This is a genomic window from Klebsiella sp. GB_Kp056 (assembly GCF_040064755.1).
GTDB lineage: Bacteria > Pseudomonadota > Gammaproteobacteria > Enterobacterales > Enterobacteriaceae > Klebsiella > Klebsiella quasipneumoniae.
This window is the reverse complement of sequence record NZ_JBEAJA010000035.1, coordinates 117,936-144,425: the sequence shown is the minus strand read 5'-3', so window position 1 is coordinate 144,425 and position 26,490 is coordinate 117,936. Positions and strand designations below refer to the sequence as shown.

Annotated in this window: 27 protein-coding genes; 18 read left to right on the top strand and 9 right to left on the bottom strand. The window is 59.5% G+C overall.

The genetic code is table 11. From position 1 onward, the window contains the following. Positions 1-234: 234 nt before the first annotated feature. The gene (locus ABLV52_RS03240) at positions 235-1,419 is read left to right on the top strand and encodes a nucleoside transporter C-terminal domain-containing protein (protein ID WP_002898911.1); all 1,185 of its coding nucleotides are present in this window, start codon (positions 235-237) and stop codon (positions 1,417-1,419) included. Positions 1,420-1,450: 31 nt separating this feature from the next. On the opposite strand, the gene ABLV52_RS03235 is transcribed toward ABLV52_RS03240, so the two are convergent. Together ABLV52_RS03235 and putP are read right to left on the bottom strand one after the other, a co-directional pair. Then, on the bottom strand, positions 1,451-1,885 hold the full coding sequence (locus ABLV52_RS03235) for a DUF3574 domain-containing protein (RefSeq protein WP_348889995.1): 435 nt from the start codon (positions 1,883-1,885) through the stop codon (positions 1,451-1,453). A gap of 134 nt (positions 1,886-2,019) precedes the next feature. Next, the gene (gene putP / locus ABLV52_RS03230; RefSeq protein WP_032452415.1) at positions 2,020-3,528 is read right to left on the bottom strand and encodes a sodium/proline symporter PutP; all 1,509 of its coding nucleotides are present in this window, start codon (positions 3,526-3,528) and stop codon (positions 2,020-2,022) included. 421 nt (positions 3,529-3,949) lie between these two features. Here putP and putA point away from each other — a divergent pair, with 421 nt between their 5' ends. Then, entirely contained in the window at positions 3,950-7,912 is a 3,963-nt protein-coding gene (gene putA, locus ABLV52_RS03225; protein ID WP_023289102.1) for a trifunctional transcriptional regulator/proline dehydrogenase/L-glutamate gamma-semialdehyde dehydrogenase, read from the top strand. Between the two features lie 129 nt (positions 7,913-8,041). Continuing rightward, positions 8,042-8,437 carry a lysozyme inhibitor LprI family protein gene (locus ABLV52_RS03220; RefSeq protein WP_023289101.1) on the top strand — a complete coding sequence of 132 codons (396 nt, stop codon included), beginning with the start codon at positions 8,042-8,044 and terminating at the stop codon, positions 8,435-8,437. On the opposite strand, the gene rutR is transcribed toward ABLV52_RS03220, so the two are convergent. Then, positions 8,434-9,072 (bottom strand): HTH-type transcriptional regulator RutR, encoded by a 639-nt coding sequence (gene rutR, locus ABLV52_RS03215; protein WP_348889994.1) that lies wholly within the window; start codon positions 9,070-9,072, stop codon positions 8,434-8,436. The two genes, ABLV52_RS03220 and rutR, sit on opposite strands and share 4 nt — an antisense overlap. Positions 9,073-9,356: 284 nt before the next feature. Here rutR and rutA point away from each other — a divergent pair, with 284 nt between their 5' ends. From rutA to rutG, 7 genes are read left to right on the top strand one after another with little or no spacing between them, the layout of a single operon-like run. Then, positions 9,357-10,448: a pyrimidine utilization protein A gene (gene rutA / locus ABLV52_RS03210; RefSeq protein WP_004204507.1), complete on the top strand. Its 1,092-nt coding sequence runs from the start codon at positions 9,357-9,359 to the stop codon at positions 10,446-10,448. Then, the gene (gene rutB, locus ABLV52_RS03205) at positions 10,448-11,158 is read left to right on the top strand and encodes a pyrimidine utilization protein B (RefSeq protein ID WP_023289100.1); all 711 of its coding nucleotides are present in this window, start codon (positions 10,448-10,450) and stop codon (positions 11,156-11,158) included. Before rutA ends, rutB begins: the two co-directional genes overlap by 1 nt. Beyond that, on the top strand, positions 11,151-11,543 hold the full coding sequence (gene rutC / locus ABLV52_RS03200; RefSeq protein ID WP_348889993.1) for a pyrimidine utilization protein C: 393 nt from the start codon (positions 11,151-11,153) through the stop codon (positions 11,541-11,543). The genes rutB and rutC overlap by 8 nt, the downstream gene beginning before the upstream one ends. Continuing rightward, positions 11,540-12,343 (top strand): pyrimidine utilization protein D, encoded by an 804-nt coding sequence (gene rutD, locus ABLV52_RS03195; RefSeq protein ID WP_044522016.1) that lies wholly within the window; start codon positions 11,540-11,542, stop codon positions 12,341-12,343. The genes rutC and rutD overlap by 4 nt, the downstream gene beginning before the upstream one ends. Continuing rightward, on the top strand, positions 12,340-12,930 hold the full coding sequence (locus ABLV52_RS03190; RefSeq protein WP_348889992.1) for a malonic semialdehyde reductase: 591 nt from the start codon (positions 12,340-12,342) through the stop codon (positions 12,928-12,930). Before rutD ends, ABLV52_RS03190 begins: the two co-directional genes overlap by 4 nt. A gap of 10 nt (positions 12,931-12,940) precedes the next feature. Next, positions 12,941-13,435 (top strand): NADH-dependent FMN reductase RutF, encoded by a 495-nt coding sequence (gene rutF, locus ABLV52_RS03185; RefSeq protein ID WP_023289097.1) that lies wholly within the window; start codon positions 12,941-12,943, stop codon positions 13,433-13,435. Positions 13,436-13,456: 21 nt separating this feature from the next. After that, the gene (gene rutG, locus ABLV52_RS03180; protein WP_348889991.1) at positions 13,457-14,779 is read left to right on the top strand and encodes a pyrimidine utilization transport protein G; all 1,323 of its coding nucleotides are present in this window, start codon (positions 13,457-13,459) and stop codon (positions 14,777-14,779) included. Between the two features lie 670 nt (positions 14,780-15,449). On the opposite strand, the gene ABLV52_RS03175 is transcribed toward rutG, so the two are convergent. Continuing rightward, complete coding sequence (locus ABLV52_RS03175; protein WP_087824692.1) at positions 15,450-16,388, bottom strand: DMT family transporter; 939 nt, start codon at positions 16,386-16,388, stop codon at positions 15,450-15,452. 163 nt (positions 16,389-16,551) lie between these two features. Then, a complete protein-coding gene (locus ABLV52_RS03170) occupies positions 16,552-16,725 on the bottom strand; it encodes a general stress protein (protein ID WP_002898708.1) in 174 nt (57 codons plus the stop codon). An 87-nt stretch (positions 16,726-16,812) separates the two neighbouring features. On the opposite strand from ABLV52_RS03170, the gene ABLV52_RS03165 reads away from it, so the two are divergent. The 3 genes from ABLV52_RS03165 (at position 16,813) to ABLV52_RS03155 (ending at position 18,005) form a co-directional block, all read left to right on the top strand. Continuing rightward, positions 16,813-16,944, top strand: a complete 132-nt coding sequence (locus ABLV52_RS03165) for a hypothetical protein (protein WP_032428724.1) — start codon at positions 16,813-16,815, stop codon at positions 16,942-16,944. A 216-nt stretch (positions 16,945-17,160) separates the two neighbouring features. Then, positions 17,161-17,757 carry an NAD(P)H:quinone oxidoreductase gene (wrbA, locus tag ABLV52_RS03160; protein ID WP_002898704.1) on the top strand — a complete coding sequence of 199 codons (597 nt, stop codon included), beginning with the start codon at positions 17,161-17,163 and terminating at the stop codon, positions 17,755-17,757. Between the two features lie 20 nt (positions 17,758-17,777). After that, on the top strand, positions 17,778-18,005 hold the full coding sequence (locus ABLV52_RS03155; protein ID WP_008805934.1) for a YccJ family protein: 228 nt from the start codon (positions 17,778-17,780) through the stop codon (positions 18,003-18,005). 66 nt (positions 18,006-18,071) lie between these two features. Here ABLV52_RS03155 and agp read toward each other — a convergent pair whose 3' ends face one another. Beyond that, entirely contained in the window at positions 18,072-19,319 is a 1,248-nt protein-coding gene (gene agp / locus ABLV52_RS03150; RefSeq protein WP_077271457.1) for a bifunctional glucose-1-phosphatase/inositol phosphatase, read from the bottom strand. A gap of 152 nt (positions 19,320-19,471) precedes the next feature. On the opposite strand from agp, the gene ABLV52_RS03145 reads away from it, so the two are divergent. Both ABLV52_RS03145 and ABLV52_RS03140 read left to right on the top strand, forming a co-directional pair. Beyond that, a complete protein-coding gene (locus ABLV52_RS03145; RefSeq protein WP_348889990.1) occupies positions 19,472-19,921 on the top strand; it encodes a helix-turn-helix domain-containing protein in 450 nt (149 codons plus the stop codon). A 115-nt stretch (positions 19,922-20,036) separates the two neighbouring features. Then, positions 20,037-20,825, top strand: coding sequence for an SDR family oxidoreductase (locus ABLV52_RS03140; protein ID WP_044522002.1), 789 nt, complete (start codon positions 20,037-20,039; stop codon positions 20,823-20,825). A gap of 1 nt (position 20,826) precedes the next feature. On the opposite strand, the gene ABLV52_RS03135 is transcribed toward ABLV52_RS03140, so the two are convergent. Beyond that, entirely contained in the window at positions 20,827-21,048 is a 222-nt protein-coding gene (locus ABLV52_RS03135) for a hypothetical protein (protein WP_023289090.1), read from the bottom strand. A 255-nt stretch (positions 21,049-21,303) separates the two neighbouring features. Between ABLV52_RS03135 and ABLV52_RS03130 the strand changes: the two genes are divergently transcribed. Beyond that, positions 21,304-21,426 (top strand): small membrane protein, encoded by a 123-nt coding sequence (locus ABLV52_RS03130; RefSeq protein WP_002898600.1) that lies wholly within the window; start codon positions 21,304-21,306, stop codon positions 21,424-21,426. A 118-nt stretch (positions 21,427-21,544) separates the two neighbouring features. On the opposite strand, the gene ABLV52_RS03125 is transcribed toward ABLV52_RS03130, so the two are convergent. Together ABLV52_RS03125 and ABLV52_RS03120 are read right to left on the bottom strand one after the other, a co-directional pair. Beyond that, on the bottom strand, positions 21,545-22,936 hold the full coding sequence (locus ABLV52_RS03125; RefSeq protein WP_023289089.1) for an APC family permease: 1,392 nt from the start codon (positions 22,934-22,936) through the stop codon (positions 21,545-21,547). Positions 22,937-23,289: 353 nt separating this feature from the next. After that, complete coding sequence (locus ABLV52_RS03120) at positions 23,290-24,711, bottom strand: glutamine synthetase family protein (RefSeq protein ID WP_002898595.1); 1,422 nt, start codon at positions 24,709-24,711, stop codon at positions 23,290-23,292. 225 nt (positions 24,712-24,936) lie between these two features. Between ABLV52_RS03120 and puuD the strand changes: the two genes are divergently transcribed. Together puuD and puuR are read left to right on the top strand one after the other, a co-directional pair. Continuing rightward, the gene (gene puuD, locus ABLV52_RS03115; RefSeq protein ID WP_072199196.1) at positions 24,937-25,689 is read left to right on the top strand and encodes a gamma-glutamyl-gamma-aminobutyrate hydrolase; all 753 of its coding nucleotides are present in this window, start codon (positions 24,937-24,939) and stop codon (positions 25,687-25,689) included. Between the two features lie 25 nt (positions 25,690-25,714). Next, positions 25,715-26,272, top strand: a complete 558-nt coding sequence (puuR, locus tag ABLV52_RS03110; protein WP_002898590.1) for an HTH-type transcriptional regulator PuuR — start codon at positions 25,715-25,717, stop codon at positions 26,270-26,272. Positions 26,273-26,490: the final 218 nt, after the last annotated feature.

The window sequence follows — 26,490 nt, the reverse complement described above, 5'->3', positions numbered from 1 at the left end:
GCAAAAACAGGTAATATTTATGATAGTGATTATCATTACAATACTCAGAAACACAAGCAAAATGTGCAGAGAATGATGATCAGTTGTAAATAAATCGCTGGCAAATAATGACTTATGAAAATATTCGCCTGTTATGAGGGAAAAGAATAAGCAAAGGATTTTTTACGTCAGATATTTACCCGTCGCAGCGGCTATGGCTAAATGGCGGCCTTATTGACCTGCGAAAAGAACAACATGACTGCATTTTTTCATTTCCTGCTGGCGCTGGCGGTGATCCTCGCCCTGGCCTGGCTTGTCAGCTATGACAGACAAAAAATTCGTATTCGTTATATTCTCCAGTTGATTATTATCGAAATAGCGCTCGCTTTCTTTTTCCTGCACGCCGAAAGCGGCCTGTGGCTGGTGAAAAATATCTCCGGCTTTTTTGCTTCGCTATTAGGCTTTGCCGCCGAAGGGACCAATTTCGTCTTTGGCGGCATGAGCGAAAAAGGCTTAGCCTTTATTTTCCTTGGCGTCCTGTGTCCGATTGTGTTTATTTCCGCGCTGATTGGTATTCTCCAGCACTGGCGGATCCTGCCGATTTTTATTCGCGTCATTGGCACCCTGCTGTCGAAGGTCAACGGCATGGGTAAGCTGGAGTCCTTCAACGCCGTCAGCTCACTGATCCTCGGCCAGTCGGAAAACTTCATCGCCTACAAAGGCGTGCTGGGCGACCTCTCCTCGCGGCGTCTGTTCACCATGGCGGCGACGGCCATGTCGACCGTATCGCTGTCGATCGTCGGCGCCTATATGACCATGCTGGACGCCAAATACGTCGTCGCGGCGCTGATCCTGAATATGTTCAGCACCTTTATCGTGCTGTCGGTGATTAACCCGACGCGGCCGGGCAGCGAGCAGGAAATAAAGCTGGAGAAGCTGCATGAATCGCAGAGTTTCTTTGAAATGCTCGGGGAATATATTCTGGCCGGCTTTAAGGTGGCGATGATTATTCTGGCGATGCTGATCGGCTTTATCGCGCTGATCAGCGCCATTAACGCGCTGTTCGCTACCCTGTTTGGCCTCAGCTTCCAGCAGATCCTCGGCTACGTCTTCTATCCGCTGGCCTGGCTTATCGGCATTCCGCTGAGCGATGCGCTGAACGCCGGCAGCATCATGGCCACCAAGCTGGTCGCGAACGAATTTGTGGCGATGATTGAGCTGCAAAAGATTGCCGCCAGCATGACGCCGCGCGGGCTCGGCATTCTCTCGGTCTTTCTGGTATCGTTTGCCAACTTTGCCTCGATCGGCATTATCGCCGGGGCGATCAAAGGCCTGAATGAACCGCAGGGCAATATTGTCTCCCGCTTCGGCCTGCGGCTGGTGTATAGCGCCACGCTGGTGAGCCTGCTTTCGGCCAGCTTCGCCGGGCTGGTGCTGTAAGACAAACGGCGGGGCTGCCCCCGCCGTTAACTCAAAACTGAACGCAGACCGGCTGGTCGACACGCATCACCGACTCCTGCGCGAACCGTAATTTATAGCCCTGGCGCAGCGCCTCAATACCGGCCTCGCTCTGCGCGTCGTTGCCATGGATCACCATCAGCGCCTTACTCTGCTCCCGCACCACCTGTCCATTCTGGCCCAGCCACTGGCCGCGAGCGTCAAACACCGTCAGCCCGTCGCGAAAACGCGGCGTGACGTCGCGGTCGACAAACTGTTGCCACTCATCAGGGGTGATGTCTTTCCCCGCCGGGCGGCTCAGGCCGAAGTAAAGCGTGGTTTGCACCATGGACTGATCCACCGGGCAGGCGCCGGGCTTCGGCGCGCTGGTCGACGAACTTCCACCCGCCGCGCAGCCGCTGAGTAACCCTGCCAGCACCAGCGCCATTGCACCCTGTCTGAACGTCATCTTTGCTATCCTCATTGTTATTAGTCAGGAAATATCAGCGGATTTTCAAATAATTAGCAAGGGTTATAATATTCCAGCCCGGCAACAGGCAAAAAAAAGCCCGCCAGCGGCGGGCTCATGAACATCAGTTGATCTTACTCAGCCGTGGCGCGTACCGGCGGCGGCGTATGGTAGTGGGCATCCGCTTCGGCGAAGCGCTGCTGCATGCTGGCCGACGGCGCTTTATCCAGCAGGCTAAAGACCACGATCCCGATGCTGCCGAAGACAAAGCCCGGAATAATTTCATACAGGCCCAGCCAGCCAAACTGCTTCCAGACGATCACGGTCAGGGCGCCAATCACCATCCCGGCCAGCGCGCCGTTACGGGTCATGCGCGACCACATCACCGAGAACAGCACCACCGGACCAAAGGCGGCGCCGAAACCGGCCCAGGCATAGCTCACCAGACCCAGCACGCGGTTTTCCGGATTGGCCGCCAGGGCAATCGCCACCAGGGCAACCACCAGCACCATCATCCGGCCCACCCACACCAGCTCTTTCTGACCGGCGTTTTTACGCAGGAAGGCTTTATACAGGTCTTCGGTAATCGCGCTGGAGCAGACCAGCAGCTGACAGCTCAGGGTGGACATCACCGCCGCCAGAATCGCCGACAGCAGGATCCCGGCAATCCATGGGTTAAACAGGATTTGCGCCAGTTCGATAAACACGCGCTCGGCATTCTGGTTAACCGCGCCCGCCAGGCTCGGGTTGCTATTGAAGTAGGCGATACCAAAGAAGCCGACGGCCACCGCCCCGGCGAGGCAGAGGATCATCCAGGTCATACTAATGCGACGCGCGTGGACGATGCTGTGGTGCGAATCCGCCGCCATAAAGCGCGCCAGAATATGCGGCTGACCGAAATAACCCAGTCCCCAGCCCATCAGCGAAATAATCGCCACGAAATTCAGCCCTTTCAGCATGTCGATATTTTCGATGCTCTTTTGCTTAATGACTTCCAGCGAATCGCCAAAGCCGCCGACGGAAACAATCACGATCACCGGGGTGAGGATCAGCGCGAAAATCATCAGGCTGGCCTGCACGGTATCCGTCCAGCTGACGGCGAGGAAGCCGCCGACAAAGGTATAGATAATTGTCGCCGCCGCGCCGGCCCACAGCGCGGTTTCATAACTCATACCGAAGGTGCTTTCAAACAGACGCGCCCCCGCCACAATTCCCGAGGCGCAATAGATGGTAAAGAACAGCAGAATAACCAGCGCTGAAATAATTCTCAGCACCCGGCTTTTATCTTCAAAACGGCCGGTAAAATAATCGGGCAGCGTCAGGGCGTTATTATTCACCTCGGTATGCACGCGCAGGCGCCCGGCTACCAGCTTCCAGTTAACCCACGCCCCCAGCGTTAAGCCGATGGCGATCCAGCTTTCGGAGATCCCGGAGAGGAAAATGGCGCCCGGCAGGCCCATCAGCAGCCAGCCGCTCATGTCCGAGGCGCCGGCTGAAAGCGCGGTCACAAATGGCCCCAGACTGCGTCCCCCGAGAATATAATCATCAAAGTTTTTGGTCGAACGCCAGGCAATAAACCCTATCAATACCATACCAAGAATATAAATAATAAATGTCACCAGCATCGGTGTGCTAATAGCCATGCAAAGTCTCCAGAATTTTTATCGACAGCGTCCAACTTCGTCGTTTTTTTCCACTACCGGAACGGGATAATGGCGCATTGTTTAATTGGGCGACCGTATCCTGACGGAAGCTTCGGTTTTTCACAAACGATTTAACACAGCATTTACACGAAAAACCGACGGCGCAAAACGTCAATTTGCGAGAGGTTGCACTCTCTCACGTTTTTAAAGGTTGCACCAAACAAAAGTGTTAACTCACGCATACAAATACCCTATGAACCCGGGGTTAAAATTCTGCTATTTTAGGCACTATTTTTAACAAATCCGCCATTTCACGGCTTTCGTCACACGCCTCAATTAACAAGGTTGCACAAAGTTGCAACATAGTGGATATTTCCAGGCAACCGCATAAGCCTAACGATAAATGACAGGAGTTTTGAGCATGGGCACCACCACCATGGGTGTTAAGCTTGACGACGCAACCCGCGAGCGCATTAAGTCCGCCGCGAGCCGCATTGACCGCACGCCGCACTGGCTGATTAAGCAGGCCATCTTCAACTATCTGGAAAAGCTGGAGAACGACGAAACGCTGCCCGAACTGCCGGCGCTGCTCTCCGGGGCCGCCAATGAAAGCGATGAAGCGGGTTCCCCGGCGGAAGAGCCGTATCAGCCGTTCCTCGAATTCGCCGAGCAGATCCTGCCGCAGTCGGTAAGCCGCGCGGCGATCACCGCCGCCTGGCGTCGCCCGGAAACCGACGCGGTGCCGATGCTGCTGGAGCAGGCCCGACTGCCGCAGCCGCTGGGCGAGCAGGCGCATAAGCTGGCGTATCAGCTGGCGGAAAAACTGCGCAACCAGAAGACCGCCAGCGGCCGCGCCGGCATGGTGCAGAGTCTGCTGCAGGAATTCTCCCTCTCCTCACAGGAAGGGGTGGCGCTGATGTGCCTGGCGGAAGCCCTGCTGCGTATTCCGGATAAAGCCACCCGCGATGCGCTGATCCGCGACAAAATCAGCAACGGCAACTGGCAGTCGCACATCGGCCGCAGCCCGTCGCTGTTCGTCAATGCCGCCACCTGGGGGCTGCTGTTCACCGGCAAACTGGTCTCCACCCATAACGAAACCAGCCTCTCACGCTCGCTGAACCGCATCATCGGCAAGAGCGGCGAACCGCTGATCCGTAAGGGCGTGGATATGGCGATGCGCCTGATGGGCGAGCAGTTCGTCACCGGGGAAACCATCGCCGAAGCGCTGGCTAACGCCCGCAAGCTGGAAGATAAAGGTTTCCGCTACTCCTACGATATGCTCGGCGAAGCGGCCCTGACCGCCGCCGACGCCCAGGCCTATATGGTCTCTTATCAGCAGGCGATCCATGCCATCGGCAAAGCTTCCAACGGCCGCGGCATTTATGAAGGCCCGGGCATCTCCATTAAGCTCTCGGCTCTGCACCCGCGCTACAGCCGCGCCCAGTATGACCGGGTGATGGAAGAGCTCTATCCGCGTCTGAAATCGCTGACCCTGCTGGCACGCCAGTATGACATCGGCATTAACATCGATGCTGAAGAGGCCGACCGTCTCGAGATCTCCCTCGACCTGCTGGAAAAACTGTGCTTCGAGCCGGAGCTGGCGGGCTGGAACGGCATCGGTTTTGTTATTCAGGCCTACCAGAAGCGCTGCCCGTTCGTCATCGACGCGCTGATCGATCTCGCCACCCGCAGCCGTCGTCGCCTGATGATCCGTCTGGTGAAAGGCGCCTACTGGGACAGCGAAATCAAACGCGCGCAGATGGAAGGTCTCGAAGGCTACCCGGTCTACACCCGCAAGGTTTACACCGACGTCTCCTATCTCGCCTGCGCGAAAAAGCTGCTGGCGGTGCCGAACCTGATTTATCCGCAGTTCGCCACTCACAACGCCCATACTCTGGCGGCTATCTACCAGCTGGCGGGCCAGAACTACTACCCTGGCCAGTATGAGTTCCAGTGCCTGCACGGCATGGGCGAACCGCTGTACGAGCAGGTGGTGGGCAAAGTCGCCGACGGCAAACTGAACCGGCCGTGCCGGATCTACGCTCCGGTGGGCACCCACGAGACGCTGCTGGCGTATCTGGTGCGTCGTCTGCTGGAGAATGGCGCCAATACCTCCTTCGTCAACCGTATCGCGGACAATACCCTGCCGCTGGACGAGCTGGTGGCCGACCCGGTCAGCGCGGTGGAAAAACTGGCGCAGCAGGAAGGCCAGGCCGGTCTGCCGCACCCGAAAATTCCGCTGCCGCGCGATCTCTACGGCAGCGGCCGGAGCAACTCCGCCGGTCTGGATCTGGCTAACGAGCATCGTCTGGCCTCCCTCTCCTCTTCCCTGCTCAACAGCGCCCTGCATAAATGGCAGGCATTGCCGATGCTGGAGCAGCCGGTGGCCGAAGGCGAGATGCAGCCGGTGGTCAACCCGGCGGAGCCGAAGGATATCGTCGGTTACGTCCGCGAAGCCAGCGATGACGAAGTGCAGCAGGCGCTCACCAGCGCTATCAATAACGCGCCCATCTGGTTCGCCACCCCGCCGCAGGAGCGCGCCGCCATTCTTGAGCGCGCCGCGGTGCTGATGGAAAGCCAGATGCCGACCCTGATGGGGATCCTGGTGCGCGAAGCGGGTAAAACCTTCAGCAACGCCATCGCCGAAGTGCGCGAAGCCGTTGACTTCCTCCACTACTACGCCGGTCAGGTGCGCGACGATTTCGATAATGAAACCCACCGCCCGCTGGGTCCGGTGGTCTGCATCAGCCCATGGAACTTCCCGCTGGCGATCTTCACCGGGCAGATTGCCGCCGCGCTGGCGGCCGGCAACAGCGTGCTGGCGAAACCGGCGGAGCAGACGCCGCTTATCGCCGCCCAGGGCGTGGCGATCCTGCTGGAAGCCGGTGTGCCGCCAGGGGTGATCCAGCTGCTGCCGGGCCGCGGGGAAACCGTCGGCGCCGCGCTGACATCCGATGAGCGCGTGCGCGGCGTGATGTTTACCGGCTCCACCGAAGTGGCCACCCTGCTGCAACGCAATATCGCCAGCCGCCTCGACGCTCAGGGACGCCCAACGCCGCTGATAGCCGAAACCGGCGGGATGAACGCGATGATCGTCGACTCGTCGGCGCTTACCGAGCAGGTGGTGATCGACGTCCTGGCTTCCGCGTTCGACAGCGCCGGTCAGCGCTGCTCCGCCCTGCGCGTCCTCTGCCTGCAGGAAGAGGTAGCCGACCACACCTTAACCATGCTGCGCGGCGCGATGAGCGAGTGCCGGATGGGCAATCCCGGCCGCCTGACCACCGATATCGGCCCGGTTATCGATGCGGAAGCGAAAGAGAATATCGAACGCCATATTCAGACGATGCGCGCCAAAGGCCGCACCGTCTATCAGGCGGTGCGCGAGAATAGCGAAGACGCCCGCGAATGGAACCACGGAACCTTTGTGCCGCCGACGCTTATCGAACTCGACAGCTTCGACGAGCTGAAAAAAGAGGTCTTCGGCCCGGTGCTGCACGTGGTGCGCTATAACCGTAACGAGCTGGACAAACTGGTGGAGCAGATTAACGCTTCCGGCTACGGCCTGACCCTCGGCGTACATACCCGTATCGACGAGACCATCGCCCAGGTCACCGGCAGCGCGAAGGTGGGCAACCTGTACGTCAACCGCAATATGGTTGGCGCGGTGGTCGGCGTGCAGCCGTTCGGCGGCGAAGGGTTGTCCGGTACCGGTCCAAAAGCCGGCGGTCCGCTGTACCTTTACCGCCTGCTCTCCAGCCGTCCGCAGGGCGCGGTTGGCGTGACCTTCGCCCGCCAGGATGCAGAGCGTCCGCTGGACGCCCAGCTGAAAACGCTGCTGGAAAAACCGCTGCAGGCGCTGCAGCAGTGGGCGGCGGGCCGTCCTGAGCTGCAGGCGCTGTGTCAGCAGTACAGCGAGCAGGCGCAAAGCGGCACCCAACGCCTGCTTCCGGGGCCCACCGGCGAGCGCAACACCCTGACGCTGATGCCTCGCGAGCGCGTGCTGTGCGTGGCGGATAATGAGCAGGATGCGCTGATCCAGCTGGCGGCCGTGCTGGCGGTCGGTTGTGAAGTGCTGTGGCCGGACAGCGCCCTGCAGCGCGATCTGGCGAAGAAACTCCCGCGGGACGTCAGCGAGCGGATCCGTTTCGCCAAAGCGGATCAGTTGCCTGGCCAGGCCTTCGACGCGGTTATCTATCACGGCGACTCCGACCAGCTGCGTGAGCTGTGCGAGCAGGTGGCGGCGCGCGACGGGGCGATTGTCTCCGTGCAGGGCTTCGCCCGCGGCGAAACCAATCTGCTGCTGGAGCGGTTGTACATCGAGCGTTCGCTGAGCGTCAACACCGCGGCGGCAGGCGGTAACGCCAGCCTGATGACCATCGGCTAAGACGGGCTCCCCGGTGGCGCTGTACGCCGCCATCCGGGAAATCGGCGATGCGATCAGCTAATGACAGCCGACGTCAGCTGTGCTTAATTAAGGCTCCCGGACGGGAGCCTTTTTTATGGGAGCAGAACAATGAAACGCATGTTATTTGCCGCGGCGGTCTTGCTGGCCAGCGGCGCGGCGCTGGCGGACGAGTGCAGCAACGCCAACACCCAAACCGAAATGAATCAGTGCGCGGCCGCGCAGTATCAGGCAGCCGACAAAAAGCTGAACGACACCTGGCAGCAGGCTCTGCAGCGTGCGGTGGGTAAACAGCAGACATTACTGAAGCAGGCCCAGCAGGCATGGATAGCCCTGCGCGACGCCGACTGCGCTTTCCTCGCGTCCGGAGCCGAAGGCGGCAGCATGCAGCCGATGCTGGTGAGCCAGTGCATGACCGATAAGAGCGTGGAGCGGGAATCTTTCCTCGCCTCGCTGCTGCAGTGCGAGGACGGCGATCAAAGCTGCCCGCTGCCGCCGGCCAATTAACGGACGCGAATGCCTTCGATAATCATCCGCTGGACATTATCGACCGTTTGCTCAAAAAAGGCCGCGTCCTGCAGCGTGGCGCCGGTGACCGCCTCCACCTGGGTGGCGAAGTCGGCGTAATGCTGGGTAGTGGCCCAGATCATAAAGATTAAATGCTGCGGATCGACCTGCGCCAGCTTGCCGCGGTCGATCCAGCCGGAAACAATCGCCGATTTCTCATCGACCAGCGCTTTCAGATCCCCGGTCAGTTCGCCCATCAGCAGCGGCGCGCCCTGCAACATCTCAAGGCAGAAGAGCTTCGAGGCCTGGGGGTGATCGCGGGACACCTCCAGCTTCAGACGAATATACTCGCGGATCGCCACCAGCGGGCTGATATCCTCGCGAAAGGCCTTCAGCGGCGCCAGCCAGATGGCGAGGATCTGCTGCAGAACGGCCACGTACAGCGCCTCTTTCGAAGGGTAGTAATAGAGCAGATTGGTTTTCGACACCCCGGCGCGCTCAGCCACCTGCTCCAGCCGCGTACCGTGAATACCAAATTGCGAAAATGCCTCCAGCGCGGCGGCCAGGATGGCCTCCTTTTTGGCGCTGACCGCTTGTGAACGTTTGCCGTTTTTCTTCACCGCGCCCTGTGCCATACATCCTCTCCTTCAGTTGACGCCACCAGCATAGCAAAAGCCCTTCGCCGACACGACCCCATGCACCCTGATTGCGCATGACTGCCGTTTTTTCGTGCACTGATTTTGACCATCCAGTCCACTTTTTTATCGTCCTTTTTAGCAACCCAATAGTAACACATTAATAACATTAGCATTTATAAAACTGGCATCGTGTTTGCTTTACCTCTTCTGCGAGGTGGTCCAGGGAGAGGCAGGATGCCGCGCCACCGCAACCCATCTTCCATGACTGTAGAGAGGTAGGTATGAAAATTGGTGTTTTCGTTCCCATTGGCAACAACGGCTGGCTGATCTCCACCCATGCCCCGCAGTATATGCCGACCTTCGAACTGAATAAGGCTATCGTGCAGAAAGCCGAGCACTACCATTTCGACTTCGCGCTCTCCATGATCAAGCTGCGCGGCTTCGGCGGGAAAACCGAATTCTGGGATCACAACCTGGAGTCCTTCACCCTGATGGCCGGCCTGGCCGCGGTAACCTCGAAGATCCAGATCTACGCCACCGCCGCCACCCTCACGCTGCCGCCGGCGATCGTCGCCCGGATGGCCTCCACCATCGACTCCATCTCCGGCGGCCGGTTTGGCGTCAATCTGGTGACCGGCTGGCAAAAACCGGAATATGACCAGATGGGCATGTGGCCAGGGGATGACTATTTCGCCAGCCGCTATGACTATCTCACCGAATACGTTCAGGTGCTCCGCGACCTGTGGGGCACCGGGCGCAGCGATTTCAAAGGCGACTACTTCACCATGAACGACTGCCGGGTCAGCCCGCGCCCTTCGCAGCCGATGAAGGTGATCTGCGCCGGGCAGAGCGACGCCGGCATGGCCTTCTCCGCCCAGCACGCCGACTATAACTTCTGCTTTGGCAAAGGGGTCAACACGCCAACGGCCTTCGCGCCGACCGCGGCGCGCATGATGCAGGCGGCGGAAAAAACCGGCCGTGACGTAGGCTCCTATGTGCTGTTCATGGTGATCGCTGACGAAACCGACGAAGCGGCGCGCGCCAAATGGGAGCACTACAAAGCGGGCGCCGATGAAGAAGCGCTGGCGTGGCTCACCGAGCAGAGTCAGAAAGACACCCGCTCCGGCAGCGATACCAACGTGCGCCAGATGGCCGACCCCACCTCGGCGGTCAATATCAACATGGGCACCCTTGTCGGATCGTATGCCAGCGTCGCCCGTATGCTTGATGAAGTCGCGAGCGTGCCCGGCACCGACGGCGTGCTGCTGACCTTTGATGATTTTCTTGCCGGCATCGACGCCTTTGGCGAACGCATTCAGCCGCTGATGCGCTGCCGGGACCATATTGCTCCTGTTACCCGTGAGGTGGCCTGATGATTACCCTTCCCGCTCGCCCGGAATCCCTGACTTTCGCGCCGCAGCAGAGCGCGCTGATTGTTGTCGACATGCAGAACGCCTACGCCAGCCTCGGCGGTTATCTGGATCTCGCCGGATTTGACGTCTCCGCCACCCGGCCGGTTATCGACAATATTAATACCGCCGTCGCCGCTGCCCGCGCCGCGGGCATGCTGATTATCTGGTTCCAGAACGGCTGGGATGACCAGTATGTTGAAGCCGGCGGCCCGGGCTCGCCGAACTACCATAAGTCCAACGCGCTGAAAACGATGCGTCAGCGCCCGGAACTGCAGGGCAAGCTGCTGGCGAAAGGCGGCTGGGATTATCAGCTGGTGGACGAGCTGACGCCGCAGGAAGGCGACATCGTGTTGCCGAAACCGCGCTACAGCGGCTTCTTTAATACTCCGCTCGACAGCATTTTGCGCAGCCGCGGCATCCGTCATCTGGTGTTCACCGGGATCGCCACCAACGTCTGCGTCGAATCGACGCTGCGCGATGGTTTCTTCCTCGAATACTTCGGCGTGGTGCTGGAGGATGCTACCCATCAGGCCGGACCGGCCTTCGCCCAGCAGGCGGCGCTGTTCAATATAGAAACCTTTTTCGGCTGGGTCAGCGACGTCGAGAGCTTCTGCCGCGCGCTGTCCCCTGCCACCCCGTTGTCTTTAGCCAAGGAGAAACGTTATGCCTAAACAGGTGATTATTCCGCCAGGCACCACCACGCCGATTGCCCCCTTTGTTCCGGGGACGCTCGCCGATGGCGTGATCTACGTCTCCGGCACTCTGCCGTTTGATAAGCAAAACAATGTGGTGCACATCGGCGACCCAAAGGCGCAAACCCACCACGTACTGGAGACCATCAAGAGCGTTATCGAAACGGCGGGCGGGAGTATGGCGGATGTGACTTTCAACAGCATCTTTATCACCGACTGGACAAATTACGCCGCGATTAACGAGGTTTACGCCGAGTTCTTCCCTGGCGATAAACCCGCGCGCTTCTGCATTCAGTGCGGGCTGGTGAAGCCCGATGCGCTGGTGGAAATCGCCAGCGTCGCCCATATCGGCACTCCGACATGATGAGGCTCAATATTGCTCCGGCCCCATGGCCCGGCGCGCCGGTGGTGGTCCTCAGCGCAGGTCTGGGCGGCGGCGGCGGCTACTGGCTGGCGCAGCGCGCGGCGCTGGAGGAACAGTATCAGCTGGTGAGTTATGACCATAACGGGACCGGAGAGAACGCCGGTCCGCTACCCGCCGACTACAGCATGGCGACGATGGCCGGGGAGCTGTTCAGCGCTCTGCAGGCGGCGGGGATCGCCCGCTTCGCGCTGGTGGGCCACGCGCTGGGGGCGCTGATTGGCCTGCAGCTGGCGCTCGATCGCCCCGAGGCGGTGAGCGCCCTGGTGCTGGTCAACGGCTGGCTGTCGCTGTCGCCGCACACCCGCCGCTGCTTCCTGGTGCGCGAGCGTCTGCTGCATGCCGGTGGCGCGCAGGCGTGGGTCGAAGCGCAGCCGCTGTTTCTCTACCCGGCGGAATGGATGGCCGCGCGCCTGCCGCGCCTCGAAGCCGAAGATGCGCTTGCCATTAGCCATTTTCAGGGCAAGGAGAACCTGCTGAAGCGGCTGCAGGCCCTGAAGCAGGCTGATTTTTCCCGTCGCGCGGCGGCCATCGCCTGTCCGACGCTGATGGTTAGCGCCGCTGACGACCTGCTGGTCCCGGCCTCCTGCTCCCGCGTGCTGCAGACGGCGATCCCCGGCAGCCAGCGCGTGGAAATGCCGTGGGGCGGGCATGCCTGCAACGTCACCGACGCCGATACCTTTAATACCATTTTACGCGACGGGCTGGCCGCTATGCTGCCGGTCGCCAGGGAGACCCGATGAACGACGCGATAAACCAGACGGTCTGCGAGACGCTGTTTACCCAGGCCCGGACCCACAACGGCTGGCTGGATAAGCCAGTGAGCGATGCGCAGCTGCAGGCAGTCTGGGACCTGATGAAAATGGGGCCGACTTCCGCCAACTGTTCGCCGGCGCGCATCGTGTTCGTGCGCAGCGCGGAAGGCAAAGAGAAGCTCCGCCCGACGCTCTCCAGCGGCAATCTGCAGAAAACCATGCAGGCGCCGGTGACCGCCATCGTGGCGTGGGACAGCGCCTTTTACGACCGGCTACCGACCCTGTTTCCCCACGGCGATGCCCGCAGCTGGTTCACCTCCAGCCCGCAGCTGGCGGAAGAGACCGCGTTTCGCAACAGCTCCCTGCAGGCGGCGTATCTGATTTTCGCCTGCCGGGCGCTGGGACTCGACACCGGGCCGATGTCCGGTTTCGATCGGGAAAAAGTCGATGCAGCGTTTTTCGCCGACAACGGCTGGAAAAGCAACCTGCTGGTGAACATCGGCTATGGCGACCCCGGCAAACTGTATGGCCGCCTGCCGCGTCTGTCCTTTGATGAAGCCTGCCTGCTGGCATAAGGAGTTGGCGATGAAGTTAGCGGACAAAGAGAGTTTTCGTGACGCCATGGCCCGCGTCGGCGCCGCGGTTAACATTATTACCACCGATGGCCCGGCGGGCCGGGCGGGCTTTACCGCCAGCGCGGTCTGCAGCGTGACCGACACCCCGCCGACCCTGTTGGTCTGTCTGAACCGCTCAGCCTCCGTGTGGCCGGTGTTCAGCGAACACCACACGCTGTGCGTCAATACCCTGGCGGCGGGACAGGAGGCGCTGTCAACGCTGTTTGGCGGTAAAACGGCGATGGACGAGCGCTTTGCCGCCGCCGACTGGCAGACCGGCGCCACCGGCTGCCCGCGGCTGGAGGCGGCGCTGGTCAGCTTTGACTGCCGCATCGACCAGCGCGTCAGCGTCGGCACGCACGACATTCTGTTTTGTCACGTCGTGGCCATTACCCGTCACCCGGAACCCCGGGGTCTGATGTGGTTTGACCGCGGCTATCACACGCTTATGCGACCCGCTTGTTAACCTTTAACCCGGGATATCATCATGGCACTCTTCGATTTTCCTCGCTGGAAGCTGACCTCCCCCGCCGCCGAATCCGGCGTTGTCGCGCCCGATGAACGCTTATCGGCCGGGCAAACGCTGGTGATGGGCGTGCAGCACGCCGTTGCGATGTTCGGCGCGACGGTGCTGATGCCGTTGTTGATGGGGCTCGACCCAAACCTGTCTATACTGATGTCGGGGGTCGGCACCCTGCTGTTCTTTGTCGTCACCGGCGGACGGGTGCCGAGCTATCTCGGCTCCAGCGCCGCCTTTGTCGGAGTGGTGATCGCCATTACCGGCTTTAACGGCCAGGGACTCAACCCTCACCTCAGCGTCGCCCTTGGCGGGATCATCGCCTGCGGGCTGGTCTATACCCTGATCGGTCTGGTGGTGATGAAGATCGGCACCCGCTGGATCGAGCGCCTGATGCCGCCGGTGGTGACCGGGGCGGTGGTGATGGCTATCGGCCTGAACCTGGCGCCGATTGCCGTGCGCAGCGTCTCCGCCAGCGCCTTCGACAGCTGGATGGCGGTGTTAACCGTGCTCTGTATCGGCATAGTCGCGGTATTTACCCGCGGGATGCTGCAGCGTCTGCTGATCCTGGTCGGCCTGATCGTCGCCTGCGCGCTGTACGCCCTGCTGGCTAACGGCTTTGGCCTCGGCAAACCGCTGGACTTCTCTCCCCTCGCCCAGGCGGCGTGGTTCGGGCTGCCGCACTTTACCACCCCATCCTTTAACGGCCAGGCGATGATGTTGATTGCCCCGGTCGCGGTGATCCTGGTGGCCGAGAACCTCGGGCACCTGAAGGCCGTCGCCGGGATGACCGGGCGCAATATGGATCCGTACATGGGGCGCGCCTTCGTCGGCGATGGTCTGGCGACCATGCTCTCCGGCTCGGTCGGCGGCAGCGGGGTCACGACCTATGCGGAGAACATCGGCGTCATGGCGGTGACCAAGGTCTACTCGACGCTGGTGTTTGTCGCCGCAGCGCTGATTGCCATGCTGCTGGGCTTCTCGCCGAAATTCGGCGCATTAATCCACACCATTCCCGGGCCGGTGATCGGCGGCGCCTCGATCGTGGTCTTTGGCCTGATCGCCGTCGCCGGGGCGCGGATCTGGGTGCAAAACCGGGTCGACCTCAGCCAGAACAGCAATCTGATCATGGTGTCTGTGACCCTGGTGCTGGGCGCCGGCGATTTCGCGCTGTCGCTGGGCGGCTTTACGCTGGGCGGGATTGGTACCGCCACCTTCGGGGCGATCCTGCTGCACGCGCTGCTTCATCGCGGGACGCGTGAGGCGAAGGAGGCCAGGGTAACGCCGATTTAAGCCACATTAGCGCGGCGTTGGCGCAGGGAGCGGTGGGGGCCGGATAAGTCGATACAGTTATCGGTTTGCAACGGTTTCGCCCCGGAAAAACGGCTGTTCTGGGTTATATCCAGGCAGATGGCGCTCCCGATATGTCTTCTGCGTTATGTCTCTCATGGCGCCGGGAGCGCACAGGGGGCGGCCAGTCGCCGCCGCCCCCTGTACCCCCGGGCTCCGGCCAGCAAAATCGCCACTGCGTGGTCCCTTCGACTTATCCCTGCAGGCTTCGGGTCGGGCCGAGGCAGCGTCCATGCAAAACACGGCCCTCAGCCCGCATCCATGCGGGCTGCCCCGGCCTTCCGGGAACGTCTCAGCGATTTTGAGGCCGTCAGCACCGGCAGTTTCAGCAACAATGGTGAATAAATTAACGGCAGGTCGTACGAACGTAGGCCGGGTAAGGAGCAACCGCCACCCGGCATAAAAGCGACGCCGAGCCTGATGCCATCGCCCGGCGGCGCTGCGCTTGCGCGGGCCTACGATAAGAGTTAACCATCTGATATAGAAATGGTTATGTAGGCCGGATAAGGCAGTTATGCCGCCATCCGGCACCAGGGCGGGTACGACGGCTGAGGGATATGGCCTGATGGAACGCCTGGCAGAATAAGCGCCGCTGCCGGGACAGAAAGAAAGATTACGGCTCGCGACGATCGGCCAGGTCCGGGAGCGGCTGCGCATCGTTATTCGTTGACATCTGCGGCGGCGGTTTGCGCTTCCACTTCAGCTCGCTCACCAGCACCCCCGCGAGGATAAAGACGCAGCCGAGGAGGGCCAGCAGCGGCAGACGCTCACCGGCCAACCGGCCAAAAATACCGGCCCACACCGGTTCGCCGGTATAGATCAGCGTGGCCCGCGTCGGCGAGACGCTGCGCTGCGCCCAGTTCATGGTCACCTGAATGATCGCGCTGAAAATGCCCAGCCCCAGCGCCACGCCGAGCAGCGCCGGCGTCAACGGCGGCACTGACTCACCGGCCGGCTTCATGGCGGCGAAAGCCACCAGCGACGCGGTCGCCAGCTGCACCACCGTCACCCGCCGAACATCCACTTTCCCGGCCCAGGCGCTGATAAGGATAATCTCCGCGGCAATCGCCAGCGCGCTCGCCAGCGTGATCATCTCCCCCACGCCAAGCGCCAGCAGATTGTTTTCCGGCCCGGCCAGCAGGATCAAACCGATAAAGGCCAGCACAATCCCCACGCAGGACATCACCCCCGGCATACGACCCAGGCACAGCCACTGCAGCAGCGGCACCAGCGGCACATACATCGCCGTGATAAAGGCAGACTTACTGCTGGAGATCGACTGCAGTCCCCAGGTCTGCAGCCCATACCCCAGCGCAATCGCCACGCCAATCGCCACCCCCGCCTTCACTTCCAGCCATGTCATACCGCGGAGGGTGCGCAGCGAGAGCAGACCCACCGCCAGCGCGGCGGTCGCGAAACGCAGGCCGACAAAAAACAGCGGCCCGCTGAGGCTGACAGCATACTGCACGGCAAGGAAGGTCCCTCCCCAGAACATGGTGATCAAGATAAGGAGCGCTTCCTGGCGGCTAACGGAGAATTTTAACGAAGACATAAAACAGCCATGACGATTAACGGGCGACCAGTGTGCAATCGGCCCGGCGGGAGCGCAACCTCTGACAGCTAAAAAAAACCGCCGGCTGATGCCGGCGGCGAGGGCGATGCGGTTGGGTCGGGGAGATTAACACCGCATCAAAGAGAACAGTGCGAGTCGCGCGTTAACTCTCACGACTACCGTGACTGTTTTTACCCCCTTTTTTACCAGCCTCTGAGGCGCGCTGAGGGTCATTTTTAAAATTCCCCCCGCTATGCTGGCCACCTTTACGTCCTGCTTCTGATGCTCTTTCACGGTCTTCAGCAAAGTTGCCAGAACCGCCACGATGGTTTGCCATTACTGACCTCCATTAGGTTAGACATCATAGTGCATTACGCGGGAGCGGCGACGCCGCTGTCCTGCCGCGTATCTATAAGGTTAGTGAATGACTGCCGCTGACGATGGCAAATGTCACATTCAGAAACAAAGCCTGGCGAAAAAAATCCCCTCGCGCCGCGTGATGGCGCTAACCTCCTCTGCTGACGAAGAAAAAATAGTTAGCGAAAATGTATCCTGATGCTACATCCTCGCCTCACCGGCCAGAACGGCGGAGGCATCGCTTCCCGCTTCTCCGCCGCTCAGGCCGCGCTGCGCAAGGAAAAGTAAATAATGCTTTGTCATTTTGTTATAAATCAAATAAATGCCCGTTGGATTTGCACTCTTCGGCAGAGGCTTTATCTTTAAAGGTACCAGCTATTTGGCTGGCTTATAATGCAACCGAGGAGTGATGGAAATGGCTAAAATTCTGGTGCTTTATTATTCCATGTATGGACACATTGAAACCATGGCTCATGCCGTCGCCGATGGGGCGAACCGGGTGGACGGCGTTGAGGTGGTTGTGAAGCGCGTGCCGGAAACCATGCAGGCAGAAGCGTTTGCCAAAGCAGGCGGTAAAACGCAAAACGCGCCTGTCGCTACGCCGCAGGAACTGGCTGAGTATGACGCCATCATCTTTGGTACCCCGACTCGTTTCGGCAATATGTCCGGACAAATGCGCACCTTCCTCGATCAGACCGGCGGCCTGTGGGCATCCGGCGCGCTGTATGGCAAGATCGCCAGCGTATTCAGCTCAACCGGCACCGGCGGCGGCCAGGAACAAACCATTACCTCCACCTGGACGACGCTGGCCCACCACGGCATGATCATCGTGCCGATCGGCTACGGCGCCCAGGAGCTGTTCGATATCTCCCAGGTCCGCGGCGGGACGCCTTATGGCGCAACCACTATTGCCGGCGGCGACGGCTCGCGTCAGCCAAGCGAGGAAGAGTTAGCCATCGCCCGCTATCAGGGTGAACATGTCGCCAAACTGGCCGTTAAACTGCACGGCTAATCTTCCGCAGGAGGAGCACTATGCCAACTCAAGAAGCAAAAGCACATCGCGTCGGCGAATGGGCAAGTTTACGTAACACCTCGCCGGAGATCGCCGAGGCGATTTTCGAAGTTGCCCACTATGATGAAAAACTGGCTGAGCAAATCTGGGAGGAAGGCAGCGACGAAGTGCTGGCGCTGGCCTTTGCCAAAACCGATAAAGATGCGCTGTTCTGGGGTGAACAGACGATTGAGCGTAAAAACGTCTAGGACGTTTATCCCTGCCGAGTCTCACCCTAACCTGCTAAAAAACCCGGATTGCTCCGGGTTTTTTCGTTATTTCGCCGCCTCGTTGATCACCTTTTTAAAGGTCTCCAGCGGGCAGAAACCCTGGTCATCGACCGGGCAGCCGTTAAGCGCCAGCGTGACCCGCTGCGGCGGGGTCTGCAACGTCAATGGGTCGGCATTACGCAGCTGCTCGGTGCTCTGGTAGACATACTCAATCTTCATCAGATCGCGGTTGCTGCCGCTGTCGTGCCAGCGTTGAAACAGCAGTTTGCCGCCGATAGGCGTGCGCTCATACTGGCCGGGCAGTTGATAGGGCTTAAAGTCCAGCGCCGTCAGCAGCGAGGCAATATTCGAGTCGTGTCCCACCAGCAGCGTGACTTTCGCCTTGCTGGCCCCCTCGCCCACCAGCGCGTTATCGATATAGTTGACCAGCGGCTTGGCCACGTTTTGCGCCACCGCCACCGAAGTAAACAGACTATCCTGATAGCCGTTTTTCAGCTTCGACAGCACCTGCCACTGCTTATCGCTGGTGATCTCCCCCCACGCCACCTGGTCTTTGGGGAAGCCTTCATAATATTGCAGGGTGAAGGCGTCCACCAGCGAATTGCCCACCTTCAGCGGCCCGGACACCCCCGGCTCCTGCTGATAACCGGCGCTAAAGGTATCTTTACCCTCGCTCAGGGAACAGACCTGCTTCTCTTTGCAGGAGGGCGAGTTGCGGTAATCGATCATCGTCTCCAGCAGCTTGTAACTCTCGGTCAACTGCAACCCCTGGCGCTCTTTTTCCATCGCCTGCAGCGCTTTCTCACGAAACGCCGGGGAGTCGTCGGTGATAACCGGGTTGAAGGTCGGGTCCATGGTGCCCATCTGCGGCTGATGATGCACCGCAATGCCGCAGCCCGGGAACGCGCCGGTGATAAAGAACTGCGCGGTGGCGACGGTGCGCTGCAGGCTGTTAGCGTAGGCGTAAACAGCGTTTTCCGGCGGGCACTCGCCGCTGGTCACCAGCTTCTGCTGCGCCAGCCATTCGCGCATATAGTGGCCCATATACACCTCCAGCACGCCACCCTTGGTGGTCAGCTGGCCGCCCGGCACATCCCATTGCGGCCAGGCTTTGGCGGTGGACTGCTCCAGCACGCTACCGTTATTGGCCAGCGGCGCGCGCAGGTTGTGACGACTCATGATCAGCACCTGCTGCAGCTGATACCCCTCCGGGGCGGCCGTGTCCTGCGCCAGAGCGCCGGCGGATAACATGACCGCGCCGGCTACGGCGGCGGCGAGTAGACGTTTTTTCATCCCTTCATCCTTAGTCATTTATTATCATCGGGTTAATTGTGACGGATTTATGCCATTTTTCCTGGCATTCGCTCGCAAACTTAGACCGCCGCCGAAAATTTCCTCTGCCGACCAAATAGTTTTATAATGAAACAACTAACCCGGAGGCTTTCGTGAAACGTACCCGTCTTGAAAACAGCTGCTGTCCTGTCGCCCGCTCCCTCGACGTTATCGGTGACTGGTGGTCGCTGCTTATCGTCCGCGATTCCCTGCGCGGGGCGTGCCGTTTTAGTGAATTCCAGAAAAACCTCGGCATTGCCAAAAATATGCTCGCCGGACGCCTGAAAATGCTGGTGGATGAAGGCATCCTGCGTCTGCAGCCGGCCTCCGACGGCAGCGCCTGGCAGGAGTACGTCCTCACGGAGAAGGGCCGCGCCCTGCAGACCGTGCTGGTCGCCCTTTCCCAGTGGGCGGATGACTATCTGTTCGATCCTAACGAACCGGCAACCCGGCTCATTGACCGCCAGCAGCGCCAGCCCCTGCGTAAACTGGTCCTGCAGGCGGCGGATGGCCGTGAGCTGGCCCCGGCGGATATCACCATCGCCGTTCCGCTGAACGACTAATCGCTGCCCGCGGCAGGCAAAAATAAAAAAAGCCCGGCAAAATGGTTGCATTATTAAACCAAGTATCTCATGCTGAATTTGGTTTAATAATGCAACCTTTTAAGAGGCAATACTCATGTCCCAGTCATCGCACACCGCTTTTATCACCGGCGCTTCCTCAGGTATCGGCGCGATCTATGCCGAACGACTCGCCGCTCGCGGCTACGATCTGATCCTCGCGGCCCGCCGTGAAGATCGGCTGCAGGCGCTCGCCGGGCAGCTGCAGGCGCGCTACGCCATCCGGGCCAGCATCGTCAAGGCCGACCTGAGCGAGGAGCAAGGCATTGAAGCCGTGGAGCAACGTCTGCAGCACGATCCCGCCATTGACCTGTTCATCAACAACGCCGGCACGGCAAAAATGGCGGGCTTTCTCGCCAGTACGCCGCGCGAGCACCAAGCGATTCATACGCTCAACACCACCGCGCTCCTGCGCCTGAGCTATGCCGCACTGGCCGCTTTCGCTCCCCGAGGCCGCGGAACGCTGATCAATATTGCCTCTATTCTCGCGCTGCATACGCTGCCGGGCAGCGCGGTCTACAGCGCCAGCAAAGCGTGGGTGTTGAGCTTTACCCGTGGCCTGCAGGATGAGTTTGCCGACAGCGGCGTGCGTATTCAGGCGGTATTGCCGGCGGCGACCGCCACCGATCTGTGGCCGACCTCCGGCGTGGCGCTGGACGCCCTGCCCACCGGTACGGTCATGACCACTGAGGATCTGGTTGACGCCGCCCTCAGGGGACTGGAGATGGGGGAAAAGGTCACCTTACCGCCCGTGCATGACCTGGGATTGTGGGAGGCTTTCGAGCAGACGCGACTGGCGCTGTTTACCAGCGCGCGAACCGGGCAACCGGCGCCGCGATATCGCTAACTCACTCCGGCAGTGGAACCGCCGCCAGGGTACAGATCGCCTCGTGCTCACCGCCGCGGCGATCGGTGATCACCACCTTATCGCCCGCTTTTTTACCTTCACACGGTTTCAGGACCTGCTCCACGATCCGCTCGCGGATCGCCTGACGTTCATTTTCAGCCTGACTGGCGAAGGCCGTCAGCGCCAGCGCCACGCCCAGCAGGCTGAGGGTTTTCTTATACATGTCTTGCTCTCAGATCATTCTAATTCGCGGTCAGCGTAACCCGCTGCTGGCCGCACTTCTGTAAAATCACTTAACGGAGTGTTACGCCCTTTCAGCTGAAACCCAGACTGTCACATTCCTGCGGGAAATATTTTATCACAACCCCTGCGGCGGATATTCCCGCGATGAGGCGTCATCTTTCAGACATATCCCGATGTTATCTTCAACTGAGCCCTGTATCTTTTTCCCTTTCTAAACAGAATTTTAGGTTGGTCTATGTCGGGTCTTATTCTCTTTATCGTCGCGGTGGCGCTGCTGGGCGTCGCCATCTACAGTCTGGTGTCGTACCTCAAAGAGCGGCGCGCCAGTCAGTTACCTGTCCATAAAAAGAAGAAATAATACCTTCCGTTCTCCGCCGTTTTCTGCTGATTTCTTTACCATCCTGTACTGTCCCTTACCGATGCCATAACAAAGGCAGGCCTGCGGGCCTGCCTTTGTTCGGTTTCTGCGTCAGGCTCTAGGACTCCCAGGCCTGCTCCGCCTTGGCGGCATCGAACTGCGGCGGCGGTTTCCGGAAGCGTCGGGTCAGATAAGCCAGATACAGCAGACCAAGCGCCGCCCACACCAGACCGAGCGTCAGGGAAGTGGCCTCGAGGTTGATCCACAGCACCCCTACCGTCAATGCCCCGACCATCGGCAGCAGCAGATAGTGCAGTCGATCCTTCCAGGTTTTGTTGTACCCTTTGCGCCGCCAGAAGTGGTTGAACACCGACAGGTTAACGAAGGTGAAGGCCACCAGCGCGCCGAAGTTAATCAACGCGGTGGCGGTCACCAGGTCGAAGAACAGCGCCGACAGCGCGACAATACCCACCATAATCACGTTCAACGCCGGGGTGCGCCATTTCGGATGCACATAGCCGAAAATGCGCTCCGGGAAGACGTTATCCCGGCCCATCACGTACAGCAGACGGGAGACGCTGGCATGGGACGCCAGGCCGGACGCCAGAGTGTTAACAAAGGTGGTGCAGAGGAAAATTGACTGGAACAGCTTGCCGCCCACGTACAGCGCAATCTCCGGCAGCGCGGCGTCCGGGTCTTTAAAGCGATGAATATCCGGGAAAAACAGCTGCATAAAGAACGACGCGACGATGAAAATAATGCCGCCGTACATCGCGGTGAGAAAAATCGCCTTCGGGATCACCCGCGCGGCGTCAGGCGTCTCTTCCGACAGCGTGGTCACCGCGTCGAAGCCGAGAAACGAAAAGCAGACGATGGTCGCCCCGGTAATAATCGGGATCAGATGCGCATTCTGGCTGATAAACGGCTGCAGCGACCAGACGGTCCCTACCCCCTCGCCTTTGTGCAGCCCCTGGACCACCAGAATGACAAACACCACCATAATCGAGATCTGCACCAGCACGAACAGGGTGTTGAAGTTGGCCACCAGGTTAACGCTTTTCAGGTTCGCGGCGGTCAGAATGGCGACAAAGGTCACCACCCACACCCATGGCGGCACTTCCGGGAACAGCGCCGAGAGATAGATCTTCGCCAGCAGGACGTTGATCATCGGCAGGAACAGATAATCCAGCAGCGACGACCAGCCGACCATAAAACCGACGTGCGGACTGATGGATTTTTGCGCGTAGGTGTAGGCAGAGCCGGCTTCCGGGAACTGGCGCACCAGTTTGCCGTAGCTGATGGCGGTGAACAGCACGCCAGCCAGCGCCAGCAAATACGACGCCGGGACGTGGCCGTTACTGATGCCGGAGACAATGCCGAAGGTATCAAACACCGTCATCGGCGTCAGATAGGCGAGCCCCATCATCACCACTTGCCAGAGTTTGAGGGATTTACGCAGACGCGGTCTGCCCGCCTGAGCGGCGTTATGCGCAGGAAGATTAATTGCCATCGACCATTCCCCCCTTGCGGATAACAGTTTGCGGGCACAACGTTCGCGTGACAAACCTGCTTAGCAAGGGGGTAAGGCATAAATAAAAGGGTAAGACGGACCGGTGAGCGGTTGCTGGCTGGCATCCAATGCGGCCTGAGCGGCCTCCCTCTCCCTGCGGATATTTGAACATCTGCATCATCTCATTTCCTCGTCACACACTGTGTCGTTAACTGAAGCCCCGTTGCCGCCTGCGCTCCTTAACGCGACATCCGGGAAATGGCTGGGCTCCCAGCAAAAAGGACGACCAGGCTCCGCTCAGGCCGTATGATGCTACTCATGACTCAACTCATGCGCCCCTCGCGGGGCGACCATCAGGCGTTTTTCAACATCCACTCAATTTCAGTTTCTGTGATAAGACGCTCAAACTGCAATAATTCATCATGCTTGCAGGCATGGAAAACGTGGCAAAAACGCTCGCCGAGACGCTCACGCAGGTGATCGTTCTGCATAAACTCCCACAGCGCGTCGCTCTGACGGATCGGGAACGGCAGCCCTTCTTGTTCCAGGCCGTTACCTTCCACCTCTTCCTGCAAAGGCAGCTGAGGGTTATCCAGCCCGTGCAGGATACCGGCGAAAATCGCCGCCATCACCAGATACGGGTTGGCGTCCGCTCCCGCCACGCGATACTCCACGCGGTGGTTCTGCCGCTCGCCGCACGGGATCCGCAGCGCCACGGTACGGTTGTTATGGCCCCAGGAAGCCTGCGTCGGGACATACATCCCCGGCTGGAAGCGGCGATACGAGTTCACGTTCGGCGCCAGCAGCGCCATCGAGGCCGGCATCAGATCGATCATCCCGGCCAGCGCGCGTTTGAGCAGCGCGGAGTCTTCCCCGTCGCCGTCCACCAGCACGTTTTCCCCTTTATTGTTCAGCATGCTGATGTGGATATGCATCCCGCTGCCCGCATGCTCTTCATAAGGCTTGGCCATAAAAGTGGCGTGCATCTTATGCTTCTCCGCCATTAAACGCACGAGACGTTTTAACGCCAGCGCATCATCGCAGGCGTCCAGCACGTTATCGGTATGGTGGAGGTTGATTTCAAACTGGCCCGGCGAGGCTTCGGCCACCGCGCCGTCGGCGGGGATCAGCTGCAGTTTCGCCAGCTCGTCGATGTCGTTGAGCACGTCGGCAAAGTGGTTCAGGTTATCGACCGAGTAGACCTGGCTTTGGGTGTTGCGATCGTCGGTGCCCGGCGCGCACGGCGGCTGCAGGTAGCCTTCGGCATCGCGTTTACGGTCCAGTAAATAGAACTCCAGCTCTACCGCTACCACGGGGAACAGCCCGCGCTGGCGCAGCTGCTGCCAGAGGCGGTTGAGTACGTTCCGCGGCTCAACGTCAAAGGGAGCGCCATCTTCATCAACCATGGTCAGCTGTACCTGGGCTATCGACTGCGGATCGGCCGCTGAAGGCGTTAAGGTACCGGGCACCGGGATGCAGCTGCGATCCGGCTCGCCCATCTCCTGGCCCAGACCGGCCTCTTCCACGACGTTGCCGAGAATATCCATCGCAAACACCGAGGCCGGAAAATAACAGCCTTTCTCCAGCTTGCTCAGGCCGGCAACGGGGATGCGCTTGCCGCGGAAGCAGCCGTTCAGGTCAGTGAGGAGGACATCGACATATTGGGTATCAGGGTAGGTTTCGAGGTAGCGCTTCACTTCTTTCGCGAACGCGCTGACCCGTCTCTCTTCCGTTTGCTGAACAAAATTCTCAACTTCTACGATATTGGTTTCCATGATTCACCGCCGTTGGTTTGGTTTCGGTCCTGCACTCAGACCGTTAAATATAATGTCCACCCCATCGACTGTGTATGCAAATAAATTGTTTGTCAAATGTTAAATTAAGTTTGCAAAGGGCTATTTCCACTGCTAGATTGAGAAAATATTGAACGATATGGCCGTTAAACCCGCTATAGCGGTCATAATTTAGTCCACTTTGTGAGGGCGATCATGGAAAATATAATGTACAAGCCAGTTATTGGCGTCGTGATGTGTAGAAACAGGCTTAAGGGTCACCAGACCCAGACCTTGCAAGAAAAGTACCTGAATGCAATTGTTAACGCCGGCGGACTGCCGATCGCCCTGCCGCATGCGCTGGCGGAGCCGGAGCTGCTGAACGCGTTAGTCGATAAACTGGACGGGATATACCTGCCAGGCAGCCCCAGTAACGTGCAGCCGCACCTTTATGGTGAAAACGGCGATGAGCCTGACGCCGACCCCGGGCGTGATCTTCTGAGCATGGCGCTGATTAACGCCGCACTCGAAAGGCGCATCCCCATTTTCGCCATCTGTCGTGGACTGCAGGAACTGGTTGTCGCCACCGGTGGGACTCTGTATCGTCGTCTGTTCGAGCAGCCTGAGCTGCTGGAGCATCGCGAAGATCCTGAACTGCCCGTCGAGCAGCAGTATGCCCCGTCCCATCAGGTTGAGGTTCAGGAAGGAGGATTGCTGTCGCAATTGATACCGGGCTGCAACACGTTTTGGGTAAACTCGCTACACGGGCAAGGGGCAAAAACCCTGAGTCCGCAGCTGCGCGTGGAGGCGCGAGCGCCGGATGGACTGGTGGAAGCGGTCAGCGTGAACGATCACCCTTTCGCGCTGGGCGTACAGTGGCATCCTGAATGGAACAGTAGCGAATACGCCCTGTCGCGTATGTTGTTTGATGGTTTTATCACCGCCTGTCAGGGCCATCATGCTGAAAAGCGGCGGCGCTGACCACTACCGTTAAGGAAATGCAAATATGAGCGATGACGGACTGGCGCCAGGGAAACGTCTGTCAGAGATCCGCCAACAGCTGGGTCTCTCGCAGCGTCGTGCCGCCGAACTGTCTGGGTTAACACATAGTGCCATCAGCACCATAGAGCAGGACAAAGTCAGTCCCGCCATCAGTACGCTGCAAAAGCTGCTGAAAGTCTATGGGCTGTCGCTCTCGGAATTCTTTTCTGAACCCGAAAAGCCGGACGAACCCCAGGTGGTCATTAATCAGGATGACCTTATCGAAATGGGCAGTCAGGGCGTTTCCATGAAGCTGGTTCATAACGGAAATCCGAACCGTACGCTGGCGATGATTTTTGAAACTTACCAGCCTGGAACCACGACCGGGGAGAGGATTAAGCATCAGGGTGAGGAGATAGGCACCATACTGGAGGGGGAGATCGTGCTGACCATTAACGGTCAGTCGTACCACCTGGTGGCTGGACAGAGCTATGCCATTAACACCGGCATCCCGCACAGCTTCAGCAACACCTCGGCAGGCATCTGCCGCATCATCAGTGCCCACACCCCCACCACATTCTGAATAGTTAGCCTGAACGAGGTTCAGGCTTTCTTCAGACCTGCGACGGCGGAAATTTTATTTTCGTCGCCGCGAAAAACTCGCCGTCATAACGTTTGTGCCGGAAGGGAATCCTATTTCCTGCTGGCCCTGAAATAATTAACGCCGTGAATGGCGACTCGTCCCTGAATCATTCGGCATGCAGACAACCTGCCGAAATTTAGGGCAATAAAACGGTATTC

Bases quoted from the DNA above. Each gene is read 5' to 3' on its own strand.
- ABLV52_RS03240 (WP_002898911.1), top strand. From the start codon at position 235: ATGACTGCATTTTTTCATTTCCTGCTGGCGCTGGCGGTGATCCTCGCC.
- ABLV52_RS03235 (WP_348889995.1), bottom strand. From the start codon at position 1,885: ATGACGTTCAGACAGGGTGCAATGGCGCTGGTGCTGGCAGGGTTACTC.
- putP (WP_032452415.1), bottom strand. From the start codon at position 3,528: ATGGCTATTAGCACACCGATGCTGGTGACATTTATTATTTATATTCTT.
- putA (WP_023289102.1), top strand. From the start codon at position 3,950: ATGGGCACCACCACCATGGGTGTTAAGCTTGACGACGCAACCCGCGAG.
- ABLV52_RS03220 (WP_023289101.1), top strand. From the start codon at position 8,042: ATGAAACGCATGTTATTTGCCGCGGCGGTCTTGCTGGCCAGCGGCGCG.
- rutR (WP_348889994.1), bottom strand. From the start codon at position 9,072: ATGGCACAGGGCGCGGTGAAGAAAAACGGCAAACGTTCACAAGCGGTC.
- rutA (WP_004204507.1), top strand. From the start codon at position 9,357: ATGAAAATTGGTGTTTTCGTTCCCATTGGCAACAACGGCTGGCTGATC.
- rutB (WP_023289100.1), top strand. From the start codon at position 10,448: ATGATTACCCTTCCCGCTCGCCCGGAATCCCTGACTTTCGCGCCGCAG.
- rutC (WP_348889993.1), top strand. From the start codon at position 11,151: ATGCCTAAACAGGTGATTATTCCGCCAGGCACCACCACGCCGATTGCC.
- rutD (WP_044522016.1), top strand. From the start codon at position 11,540: ATGATGAGGCTCAATATTGCTCCGGCCCCATGGCCCGGCGCGCCGGTG.
- ABLV52_RS03190 (WP_348889992.1), top strand. From the start codon at position 12,340: ATGAACGACGCGATAAACCAGACGGTCTGCGAGACGCTGTTTACCCAG.
- rutF (WP_023289097.1), top strand. From the start codon at position 12,941: ATGAAGTTAGCGGACAAAGAGAGTTTTCGTGACGCCATGGCCCGCGTC.
- rutG (WP_348889991.1), top strand. From the start codon at position 13,457: ATGGCACTCTTCGATTTTCCTCGCTGGAAGCTGACCTCCCCCGCCGCC.
- ABLV52_RS03175 (WP_087824692.1), bottom strand. From the start codon at position 16,388: ATGTCTTCGTTAAAATTCTCCGTTAGCCGCCAGGAAGCGCTCCTTATC.
- ABLV52_RS03170 (WP_002898708.1), bottom strand. From the start codon at position 16,725: ATGGCAAACCATCGTGGCGGTTCTGGCAACTTTGCTGAAGACCGTGAA.
- ABLV52_RS03165 (WP_032428724.1), top strand. From the start codon at position 16,813: ATGACTGCCGCTGACGATGGCAAATGTCACATTCAGAAACAAAGCCTG.
- wrbA (WP_002898704.1), top strand. From the start codon at position 17,161: ATGGCTAAAATTCTGGTGCTTTATTATTCCATGTATGGACACATTGAA.
- ABLV52_RS03155 (WP_008805934.1), top strand. From the start codon at position 17,778: ATGCCAACTCAAGAAGCAAAAGCACATCGCGTCGGCGAATGGGCAAGT.
- agp (WP_077271457.1), bottom strand. From the start codon at position 19,319: ATGAAAAAACGTCTACTCGCCGCCGCCGTAGCCGGCGCGGTCATGTTA.
- ABLV52_RS03140 (WP_044522002.1), top strand. From the start codon at position 20,037: ATGTCCCAGTCATCGCACACCGCTTTTATCACCGGCGCTTCCTCAGGT.
- ABLV52_RS03135 (WP_023289090.1), bottom strand. From the start codon at position 21,048: ATGTATAAGAAAACCCTCAGCCTGCTGGGCGTGGCGCTGGCGCTGACG.
- ABLV52_RS03130 (WP_002898600.1), top strand. From the start codon at position 21,304: ATGTCGGGTCTTATTCTCTTTATCGTCGCGGTGGCGCTGCTGGGCGTC.
- ABLV52_RS03125 (WP_023289089.1), bottom strand. From the start codon at position 22,936: ATGGCAATTAATCTTCCTGCGCATAACGCCGCTCAGGCGGGCAGACCG.
- ABLV52_RS03120 (WP_002898595.1), bottom strand. From the start codon at position 24,711: ATGGAAACCAATATCGTAGAAGTTGAGAATTTTGTTCAGCAAACGGAA.
- puuD (WP_072199196.1), top strand. From the start codon at position 24,937: ATGTACAAGCCAGTTATTGGCGTCGTGATGTGTAGAAACAGGCTTAAG.
- puuR (WP_002898590.1), top strand. From the start codon at position 25,715: ATGAGCGATGACGGACTGGCGCCAGGGAAACGTCTGTCAGAGATCCGC.